Below are 10,234 nucleotides of genomic sequence, written 5' to 3'. Positions count from 1 at the left end.
GCGAGCAGGGCCTTGCGTCGCTCGGTCCAGATCTTCATCTCGTCGACGAACACCGTCGCGTCCACGCCTTTGAGGATCGCCGCCTTGGCGCGCCCGAGCTGGTGATCGAGATTGGCCAGTTCGGCTTCCCGCTCGGGGCGGGCGCTGACTGTTTCAGCCGTCAGGCGAAGGGTCTCTGCCTCATATTCCAGCAGGAACGCTGCGACGACGTTGTCACGCAGCATCTCGCTTGCCAGGCCTGCCAGCACGCGTGCGTCGAGTTCGTCCTGGCGGATCGTCAGCCGGTTGTCGCACCAGGTGGGGCCCTTCTTAGCGGCGCCCTGACAGCCGAATCGGGTCTTGCCCGATTTGGCATAGCTCGCGCCGCAGCTACCGCAGGTCATCTTGCCGGTCAGCAGATACCGCGGGCGCTGTTGCGCGAAGAAGGGCAGGCTGGTTAAATCGGTACGAGGTTTCCGCCCGCGCGATAGCATAGCCTGACGGGATTTGACCCTGTCCCACAATTCGAGGGGTACGATGCCGAGCGCCGGGGACTCTACGTCATCGGATCGCTTGTCCTCCGGGTTGACGAAGGCATGGCGTTTGCCCGTTTCTGGGTTCTTGCGATACGTCTGTTTGGCGTACGGCCGTCGGCCTACATAAAGCGGGTTGTTGAGGATGCCGGTGCCGCGTGCGGCATTGCCGGTCAGCGTGTTCGGCGTCCAGGCCGCGGCCTTGCCGAGCGGATGTCTGCTGGCTTTGCCGCTGCGCGGCGATGGCACGCCGTCGGCATTAAGGCGCCGCGTGATGGCGATGGGCGACAGGCCGGCCGCATAGTCTTCGAAGATCCGGACCACCACCGTCGCCTCGTTCGGGACAATCTGCTGCAGGCCGCGGATGCGTTCGCCATTGCCGTCGTGCTCGATGCGCTTCTCATAGCCGTACGCAGAGCCGCCGGGGTTCTTCCCCATCGCGTGGCGACGCACGAGCGCATCGCGCGTCTTGTCGCTGGTAGCGCTCAGCTGCTCGGCGTTGATCGTACCGATCATGCCGATGTGCAGCGGCGTGACTATGCCTTCCTTGCGCGTCGCCAGCAGGATGCCGCGAAACCGAAGACTGTCGAACAATGTCGCAATATCGGCCTGACTGCGCGACAGCCGGTCCATGGCGTCGGCGTAGACGATGTCGACGCTGCCTGCGGCAACGGCGGCAAGCAACGCCTTCATGCCGGGGCGGTGCATGGTAGCCGCGGACTCCGCTGCGTCTGTGAAACAGAGCACCTCCTGCCAGCCTTCGCGGATGACCTCGCGCCGGCACATCATCAGCTGCGTCTCGATCGACTGCACGTCCTGTTTGTCCGTCGAATACCGCGCGTATATCGCACACCGCTTCATCTTTCCTCCATTCGTGCTTCCTGCATTCGCAACGAAGGTCGTCATGATGGTCGCCTCCCCGTTTTCGGGGCGACCTGATTCTTCTGAGAACTCTGCTGCCGCGCCAGGTCGCGCGCCAGCAGACGCGCGAGGTCCAGTGCGAGATCGTGGAGCGGGGAGGGCGGCTGTGACGGCATCCACGCCATCTGGGACCCGCGGCGCCACGCCGACTCCGACCTTCCCACATAGTTGCCGGGCCGCATCGAGACGGGGCCGTTGGCCGGTCTGCCGCTGCTCATATTGGTAAATGCAGACCGTCTGCATTTCAGCAAAACTGGTGGAAAGCGGCCTGTCCGCTTTTGGATAGCAATACTGGTGAACGGACCTTCGTTCATGTGGCAGGGGACGGTTCTAAGCGCCGATCGCTAGAGAAAACCGGACTAGCCGGCTTGGAGGGACGTGCTAGTTAAGCCGACCTTCGTCCCCGGGCTGGTAGACGCAGCGCCATGTCGCTCGTCCTCCGGCGGCTGGGCGGCCAGAAATCGAAGGGACGGAGATTGTCCGGAAGCGTCGCGTTGTCATCTCAGAATGCATTAATAATGCGACGCCTGCTCGGAGAGTTGCTAGATCTTGACGAGGAGGTGCGTAGCGGCACATTAAGGAAGGACGGCTGAATCGGATGGAGCCGGCCGGCATGGTGACCCAATGAGCAGAGCGGATCTTGTAGTCCAGCTGGCTGAGGCTGGCGCCCAAAACGACCATGTGAAGCTCGAGCGCACTGTCGCCGCGCTCGTGGCAGAGGCGCGTGCCAAGCGTCACGATACCCTAGCGGACCGGCTTGCTAAGGCGCTAGGCTTCGTCGCTCCGCCGTCGCGGCAGGCTCCGCGTTCGGTCAACGGATCCGTGCTGCCCGAGAAGGTCCGTGATCTGCTGATCGAACGCCCCGCGCGGCGCGGTCTTGACGACCTGACGCTACCGGCCGACGTCGAGACGCAGGTCCGCGATCTCATCGACGAGCAGCACCGTGCCGACGTGCTCCGGTCGAACTCTCTCGATCCCCGTCATCGAGTCATGCTCGCGGGACCTCCGGGCAACGGGAAGACCACTCTGGCGGAAGCGATCGCCTTCTCTCTCGGCGTGCCGTTCCTCACCATCCGCTACGACGCGGTGATCGACAGTTATCTCGGTGAAACCGCCGCTCGCCTTCGCCGCGTGTTCGACTACGCTCGTGCCACTCCGTGCGTGCTGTTCCTCGATGAGTTCGACGCGCTCGGCAAGGAGCGTGGCGATGTCCACGAGACGGGCGAGATCAAGCGCGTCGTGTCGTCGCTGCTGCTGCAGATGGACGATCTTCCCTCCTACACAGTCATCGTCTGTGCCTCAAACCATCCCGAACTGCTCGACCGTGCCGTATGGCGGCGCTTCCAGCTCCGTCTCGAACTACCGATGCCTACGCGCGCTGACCTCAGGCGATGGCTGGATCAGGTCGGCGCGGATCGCAAGGCACTGGGTTTCGATCCGGCAGCGCTCGCTCGCGATCTCGAAGGGGGGAGCTTCGCCGAGGCGGAGGAGTTCCTGCTTGATGTGAAGCGCAAGATCGTCCTGTCCGGCGGTGCGCCCAAGACGATTGTGGCGCATCAGCTGAAGACGTGGAAGAAGCGCTTCGGACCAAAGGCGGGGGCGAAGTTCGACGACGATGGCCGACAGCAATCAAATACTGCCGCTCCGACGGACGCCTGACGACAAGCAGAAGCGCCTGAAGGGGACTGCTGACAAGAGGTCCCGCCCCAAGATCGAAACGCATATCCAGGTCGACCGCCTAGGTGGGCTAATGTCGCGCACGTTCACTGATATCCTTGACCGGGATGACATCGATGTCGCTCGCGATCCGGGGGCCATGGCGCCAGAACGTGCCCTCGTACTCGAGATCATTGGCCGACCTGCCTCCTTCGTTAAGGCCGCGGAAAAGGCGGGGCTGGAGTGGCTCGCCGAGGAAGTCGCTCTCCTGCACGGCGTGACCGAGTATTTCGACATCGGCGGTGATGAGTACGACGACGAAGAGGCGGCAGCCGAGGCTGAGGAATTCAACAATCTGTTGGGTGTCAACCTCGTCGCCAACGAACCCCTCGAGGCCTTCGAGGACGTGACGGAAGGCAGGTTGTATCTTGGCATGCCCACGGTCGCGTCGTTCGAACGGCTGCGCAGGCTTTGGGATGCGTATGCCGCGAATGAGAAGGCGCCCGAGGGCGACGGCGTCTGGTGGGATCTGTTCTCCCATCTGCATCGCATCCGGCCGTGGAATGCCGACGACCGCGTCAGCGACGCAACGCGTCGGCGGCTGAGGGTGGAACGCACGCGCAGTCCTGAGGAAGAGGTCAGGATCGAGGTGGACCTCTGGTACCGCTTCGACCCGCGCCACAGGGACGACGCGTATGACGCGTTCAGGACGACGATCGAAGCTATCGGTGGCGAGATCCTCGACGTCATTCGAATCGAAGAGATCCGCTATCACTCCGCGCTGATCCGTCTTCCTTCTTCCGCGGTGGACGCCATTGTCACCGGATCGGGGCCGCTCGCCTTCTCTGACCAGGTGATGTCCATCAGGCCGCAGAGCAGTTTCCGGTTTGCGATTGACGAACACAACCCCGAGCCCGTGGAAGCGTCGTCTGAAGCCCTGCAACCTGCGGATGGAAAATCGATCGGCGCCATGATCGATGGCTGGCCGGTCGAGAACCACGCGCTGTTGCGGGACCGCATTGACGTGATCCCGCTCGACGTGGCCGATTCGATGGCGCCCGTGAACACTCGCTTCCACGGAACGGCGATGGCGTCGCTGATCCTGCGCGGTGACGGCCACTTTGGGGCCGAGCCGCTGTCGCGCGTGCTCAAGATCGTGCCGGTCCTTGAGTCTGACGACAACGACGAACGTCCGCCGATTGACAAACTGCCACTGGGATTGATCCATCGCGCGGTGCGCGAACTCAAGGAAGGCACCGACGGCCAACCGCCGAGCGGACCCGACGTGGTCATCATCAACCACTCGATCTGTGACGAGGCCTTCGGCTTCTCGGGTTCGGTTAGCCCCTGGGCTCGCCTGCTCGATCATCTCTCCTGGAAGTACAAGGTGCTCTTCGTGGTCAGCGCGGGCAACATCCGCGAGCCCTTTGACGTGCTGGACTACCCGGACGCCGTCCAGATGCGGGCTGCCACGCCCGATCACAGGCGGGCGGCGATTTTGCGGGCGATCGACGCGGCCAAGTCCCAGCGTACGATCTTCGCACCCGCCGAGTCGGTGAACGCCCTGACGGTAGCGGCGGCACACTCTGACGGTTCGACCGATATCCTGCCGGCGAGTCTTTCCGATCCGTACGTTTCCTTCTCCGCTCCGAACATCAACTCGGGGCTCGGTCTCGGATTCGGGCGCTCGGTGAAGCCGGATGTCATGCTGCCGGGCGGCAGGCAGGTCGCGCACCCTACTATGTCCGGGGTCCTCCGCGTCCGTGGGCATGAGGCGGCCGCCTACTTCGGCCAGAAGGTGGCGAGTCCGGATCCGGCAACCGGCGACGTGACGATGGTCCGCCGCTCGTCCGGCACCAGCAACGCCGCCGCACTCGCCACTAGGGCCGGCTTGCTGATCGGCGACGTGCTCGACGCCTCCCCAGATCCGACCGGTGACGGTGTTCCATGGCATGCGCGTTCGACCGCCGCACCGGTGCTCAAGGCGTTGATCGCCCATGGCGCCAGCTGGGGTGACGTCGGCATCGGCATGACTGATGTTCACCGTTCGGGTATGTCCCTGCCTCGCGCGAAGGAGACTGTTTCGCGTGCTATCGGTTATGGTCACGTCGATCCCAGCCGCATCGTGTCGGGTGACAGGAAGCGGGTGACCCTGCTCGGCCAGGATCTGATCAGGAAGGAGCAGCGCCACACATGGCGCATTCCGCTGCCCTTCGATCTGAGCTCGAGCGCCGAGTTCAGGCGCATAGTCCTGACGCTTGCATGGCTTACGCCGGTCAAGGCGAACAGCTCGAACTACCGTATGATAGGTCTGGAAATGGTCGGTGGCGACGGGCGAAGCAGCATCTGGGAGGGTGCGGCGCGTGCTTCCCATCAGCCGTCTGTCGCGTCGTCGAAGAACGGCACCCTGATCCACGCCGTCTACGAGGGCAAGAAGGCTGTCCCGTTCGACGAGAACGGCGTGTTCGAGATCAACGTGCAGGCGGTGTCCAGACTCACCTACGTGAGCGACTTCCAGATACCCTACGCGCTGGCGGTGACGATCGAGGTGGCCGACACCATATCGGCTGACATCAGGGACACGATCCGCCGTAGGATGGGTCTGCAGGTGAGGTCTGGCGCATGATCCTTTTTGACGATTCCCTCTCCATCGGCCACCTCGACGATGACGAGCTGGCCGACTATCTTGACGAAATCGGCGATGAGGATGCTGCCAAGGCTCTGCGCACGCTGGGCGTGCGGGGCCAGGGCCTTGCGCGGATGCGCGGTGCGGCATATGCGCACACCGCGCACGTTTATGGGTTCATCGCCGAAGGACCGCCCACAGCCGACCGGGTGCCGATCGTGCCGGCGGCGGGCATCGAGGCCGACGCGACGCTCGTGTCCGACCGCATTAAAGTGACGCTCGATGGCTTCCGGGTCCAAGAGTATCCGGGGCTCGGTCTGCACACGGTGCTGTTCGACTTTACCGGCCGTGACCAGGCTGGCGGCGAAAGCCAAGATCTTCGGTTCGCAAGCGTGCTGAAGGCCAACGATGCCGACAACGCCGCCGTGAATGGCTCACCGATCTTTACCGGCCTCACCGTGCCGCCCGACGGACTCTCCTTCCAGGCGCGCACGATCACGATCCGGTCGGCCGGCGACGAGACGATCCTCAACGTGCTGCAGAGCGCGACTTTCAAGGACGGGTTGAAGCTACTTGGGCACATTCAGCCTGCTCTTCCTCAGCTTGTTGGCCTCGCCGGCGGCATCACCGAAAACCTGGTAAAGCGTCGCTGGAATCGGCAGGTCCAGTCCTTCGATCTCGGTCTGGACTTTAGCCGAAGTCGGACGTCGGCACGTCTGCGCCGCGGATCGTACGTGGCCGTGCAGGTGCCAGATGTCAGCCTCTGGAACTGGGCGAACTGGGCATTCGATCCTGGAAGCATGAATGTCGTAGATGCGGACGGGACGGTCGCGCCGTACAACACCATCCTGTTCGCCATCACCGACAGCGATGCGCAGGACGCCCTGTCAGCGATGCGTGGCGAGGGTCGCGAGGCTGTCGCGGCGATTATGGGATCCCGGGCGGCGCCTGCCGCCGCTTGAGGTCATGATGACCGAGGGCCACGCAGAGCAACCCGATGGCAATGCCCCGGTACGGAGGACTTGCGTGGTTCAGTCCAGCATCGGCGTCGATCTTCGCTGAAGCTAGGATCCATGCCTTAGTTCCACGGATCTGCCGCCTAGTAGCGCTTGTAGATGCTACCTGAATGGATGGAAGATGTCGGGGAGCGGTAAACTGGACATTAAGGTCTGCAAGTGGATCGTCGAAGCTGCTTCGACGAGGCTTTGTTTTACGTTACCGCTGATAGCGGCAAACAGTCGACGCCTATGACTCGATGTGTGCTTACAGGTTGGCCTGTTCCTCTTCGTTTAAGTCAGCATCGGGACCGTAACACAGTTCAGCGCAGGCTTCGCGCAGGCAGCCGCCCTCGATCTCGATATTGTCCCGATAGGCGTCCCCGATGAAGGCGAGGGTGTCGACGTGCTTCGCCTCGAAATACATCGGATGCACATCGTTGCGACCAGCACCGTAAACGACGCGGCCGACTTTCGACCAGATCGATGCCATCGTGCACATGCCGCAGGGCTGGAGTGTCGAGTATAACGTTGCCCCGCGCAGCTCCAGTTCTCCGGTTTGCTCACAAGCCCGACGGATCGCCATCATCTCGGCATGAGCGGTTGCGTCAGGCAACTCCTTGGTCTGATTGCGTTCGGCGGCAATCACCTTCCCGTCTAGCACGATGACGCATCCAAGCGGCGAGGTTGAGGGATCGGATCCTTTGGAGCGCGCGACGTCTATCGCCATTTGCATCCAGTGTTCGTCGGTATGAGTCTGCATTGTGTATCCACCTAATTGCAGCTGCTGTAAGATTTGGCGGGTCACTTCGGTTGCTTCAGCTCTGCACCACCCTCACGGTCGCTTCGGTCGGGTCGACCGGATCCATCACGAAAGCCCCGGCATCACGGTTTGCGACAAGCCATGCGACGTGCGCAGCAGTGATGCGCTGGCCCGGCACCAGCCGAGGAACGCCAGGCGGCGCGGGCGCGATCATTTCGGCTGCGACTCGTCCAGCAGCCGCCTCGTAGGCCACCATTTCGGCTGGGCCGTAGAGTGCCGCAGGCCCGGGCATCGCCATGTCGACGGACAGGGTGCCGATCCCGGGCACAAGAGAGATTGCCGGCAGGATGGAGGGATCGGAATCGAGCTGCTTTACGAGATACTGCAAGCCACGGACGAGCTTGCGGAGATCGGACCTGGTTGTGCCAAGCGACAGGACCGCCAGAATATGGCGCGTGTCGGAGAGTCCCATGCTGATCCGGTGATGCTTGTAGAGCCAATCGTCGATGGCATACCCCGATACGCCCAGGGCCGAGACGTCGATCAGTACCTTCGTTATGTCCAGATCGGCATTCGGCGGCAGATGGTCGTCGCCGAACACGCGCAGACCCGCGATACCGGCAATTTTGCCGCGAACGTTCTTTGCCAAGGCGATGACGTCGGTCCACAGCTGCTCGCCGTTCAGTGCGTGATCGCGCCGCGTCGCGTCGAGCGTAACAAGTATCGGTACCGACGGGCTGGTGGTCTCGAACAGCTCATAGGCCATCCACAGTCGCTGGCGATCGATCAGGTCGCCCTTGGCGACGATCACCGACCCCTGCGCGAGGGCCCCCATCGTCTTATGGGCGCTGTAGACGGCGGCATCCGCCCCCTTGGTCAGCGGATCGTCCGGCAGTCCTTCACAGAATACGAACGCACCACCCCAGGCGGCGTCGACGATCAGCGGAATGCCGTGATCGTGACAGACGGTGGCGAGCGCCGCTATATCACTCGTGACGCCGTAGTAGGTCGGGCTGACGACGATGAATGCCTTGGCAGTCGGATGCGCCGCCAGCGCGGCGACAAGCGCCTGCGGCTCGACGCCATGTTCGATGTCCCAAGCCTCGTCGATCTGTACGGGGACGACAACGGCATCGAGCCCTGTCGCGAGCGCATAGGTTCGCTCGGCTTTGTGAGCGTTTGCGGCGATCAGGATGGTGTCACCCGGCCCGGCGACGGACGCCATCACGGTGTGAAGGCTCTGCGTGGATCCGCCGGTCACGAACCGGCAGAAGTCGGCATTCCAGGCCTCCGCCGCGATCTCGTGCGCCCGTTAAAGCGCGAGTTTTCCTTCGGTCCGATCGTCGAGACCCTTCGGCGTGAGCACGTCAGCTTCGAAGACCCGCTTGCCGAGCAGCGCTTTCATGCCGCCGGGAATAGCCGAGCCTTGGTTGTGGCCCGGCGCTCCGAAGCCGACGACCGGCCTCTTCTCGATTGCCGCCAGCGCATCGGCCAACGGCGCACTCTTCTGATCCATGGCTAATCCTCTCGTGATCGAGTGGGTCAAACGCACGGCCGCCGGAAAGCCCCACGAGGATCGTTGATCTTCTTTACCAAACAAGCAGTTAGCGGCGGCGTAATGCAATGGCCGAATACTTCGCGTACCAGCGAGATCGAAACGTAAGGCATGCGCATGACACAATTGCCTCGACCTTTCCGGCCGACCACGCGCAGGAACGATCGTTGCCTCTGTCAGCGGTCCGGAGGGTGTCGCGGACGAATTAATGTAACGCCCCCAGTCATCGAGCAAACAAAAACTCGATTGGAAGCTCGATCAGGGTTAGAAGTTGGCACAGGCAAAATTACGATCGAGCGTTAAGTCATGGTTCTGTCCGTTCCAGCAACCTGACACCAATGATCACCGAGCAACTCGTCCAATCGAGGCGGGTCGAACGGATCTAGGCCCGAGCCGGGATAAAATGTCATTTCCCCAAATCGGGGTATGACGCCTGTGTCGTAGAAGTCGACACGGACGAATGCGAACCCGCATCCCAAAGCTTCTGCCCCCTTAATCATAAGCGGCAAGCTAATCGGCGGGTGAATATTAAGGCGATCGGCATCGGTCGACATTCCGCGCCAATCCCGATCGAAGATTACCCATCGGTGGCATGTCTCACGATCGACGTGAACCTGGATCGCTTCGACCCGGCCGTGGAACACGTAAAGCTTGTAATCAACCGGCAGCGTCGGTCCCTCGCCGACAAAGGGTTCGATCAGTATGCCGCGCGGCACGTTACGATAGCCCCATTCGTCGAGCCAGAGGCCGTAGGACCGTTGCATCCATGCCGCTGCCGCTGAACGGACGGCGTTCCAGTCGTCCGACGCATCGCGAACGATGCGGTACTGGTTGCAGCCGTGACGCGATTTAACGACGAACGGGCCGGGAAAGGGGATCTGGTCAGGCAGTATCTCGCCCGACCAGAGGGTGGGGGTTACCCAATCGGTGCCAAGCATGGCGGCGACGAATGGCTTTACGGCTACCTTGTCGATCATCTGCGGTATGCGGGGATCGCGGTCGACCAATTTGCGTCGCTGTACGAACTCGGTGAAGCGTTGCGGTCGGTCGATCGACAAACGTCGCCGGTGCCGCCACCAATAGGTCAAGTGCACGCGGATCCACGCGGCGAGCGCGGGCGCGGGTCGCGCTTTTTCGCCGAAGTCCGCCAGATAAGACGTCTGCGGCCAAGTCACCGAAAGCGGTGCAGTGGTGCTGGGGATCATG

The 10,234-nt window shown here is 62.6% G+C and carries 8 protein-coding genes; 3 read left to right on the top strand and 5 right to left on the bottom strand.

What is annotated here, in order from left to right; genetic code table 11:
- The coding region (locus O6W96_RS19615; protein ID WP_353471107.1) for a recombinase family protein at positions 1 to 1,373 on the bottom strand (1,373 nt) is incomplete at its 3' end.
- 684 nt (positions 1,374 to 2,057) lie between these two features.
- Here O6W96_RS19615 and O6W96_RS19610 point away from each other — a divergent pair.
- Genes O6W96_RS19610 through O6W96_RS19600 form a run of 3 tightly spaced genes read left to right on the top strand, consistent with a single transcriptional unit; the run spans position 2,058 to position 6,677 of the window.
- Positions 2,058 to 3,092, top strand: coding sequence for an AAA family ATPase (locus tag O6W96_RS19610; protein ID WP_353471106.1), 1,035 nt, complete (start codon positions 2,058 to 2,060; stop codon positions 3,090 to 3,092).
- Positions 3,049 to 5,715 (top strand): S8 family peptidase, encoded by a 2,667-nt coding sequence (locus O6W96_RS19605; RefSeq protein WP_353471105.1) that lies wholly within the window; start codon positions 3,049 to 3,051, stop codon positions 5,713 to 5,715. Before O6W96_RS19610 ends, O6W96_RS19605 begins: the two co-directional genes overlap by 44 nt.
- Positions 5,712 to 6,677 (top strand): hypothetical protein, encoded by a 966-nt coding sequence (locus O6W96_RS19600; protein WP_353471104.1) that lies wholly within the window; start codon positions 5,712 to 5,714, stop codon positions 6,675 to 6,677. The genes O6W96_RS19605 and O6W96_RS19600 overlap by 4 nt, the downstream gene beginning before the upstream one ends.
- 301 nt (positions 6,678 to 6,978) lie before the next feature.
- Here O6W96_RS19600 and O6W96_RS19595 read toward each other — a convergent pair whose 3' ends face one another.
- From O6W96_RS19595 to O6W96_RS19580, 4 genes are all read right to left on the bottom strand, one after another.
- Positions 6,979 to 7,473, bottom strand: coding sequence for a nucleoside deaminase (locus O6W96_RS19595; RefSeq protein WP_353471103.1), 495 nt, complete (start codon positions 7,471 to 7,473; stop codon positions 6,979 to 6,981).
- A gap of 55 nt (positions 7,474 to 7,528) precedes the next feature.
- Entirely contained in the window at positions 7,529 to 8,773 is a 1,245-nt protein-coding gene (locus O6W96_RS19590) for an aminotransferase class I/II-fold pyridoxal phosphate-dependent enzyme (RefSeq protein WP_353471109.1), read from the bottom strand.
- A gap of 12 nt (positions 8,774 to 8,785) precedes the next feature.
- On the bottom strand, positions 8,786 to 8,989 hold the full coding sequence (locus O6W96_RS19585) for a hypothetical protein (protein WP_353471102.1): 204 nt from the start codon (positions 8,987 to 8,989) through the stop codon (positions 8,786 to 8,788).
- Positions 8,990 to 9,327: 338 nt separating this feature from the next.
- On the bottom strand, positions 9,328 to 10,233 hold the full coding sequence (locus O6W96_RS19580) for an ATP-grasp fold amidoligase family protein (protein ID WP_353471101.1): 906 nt from the start codon (positions 10,231 to 10,233) through the stop codon (positions 9,328 to 9,330).
- Position 10,234: the final 1 nt, after the last annotated feature.

This window comes from Sphingomonas faeni (assembly GCF_040407495.1).
Taxonomy (GTDB): Bacteria; Pseudomonadota; Alphaproteobacteria; order Sphingomonadales; family Sphingomonadaceae; genus Sphingomonas; species Sphingomonas faeni_D.
Note: the sequence above shows the minus strand (reverse complement) of the source record. Positions and strands in the feature narration are given on the sequence as shown.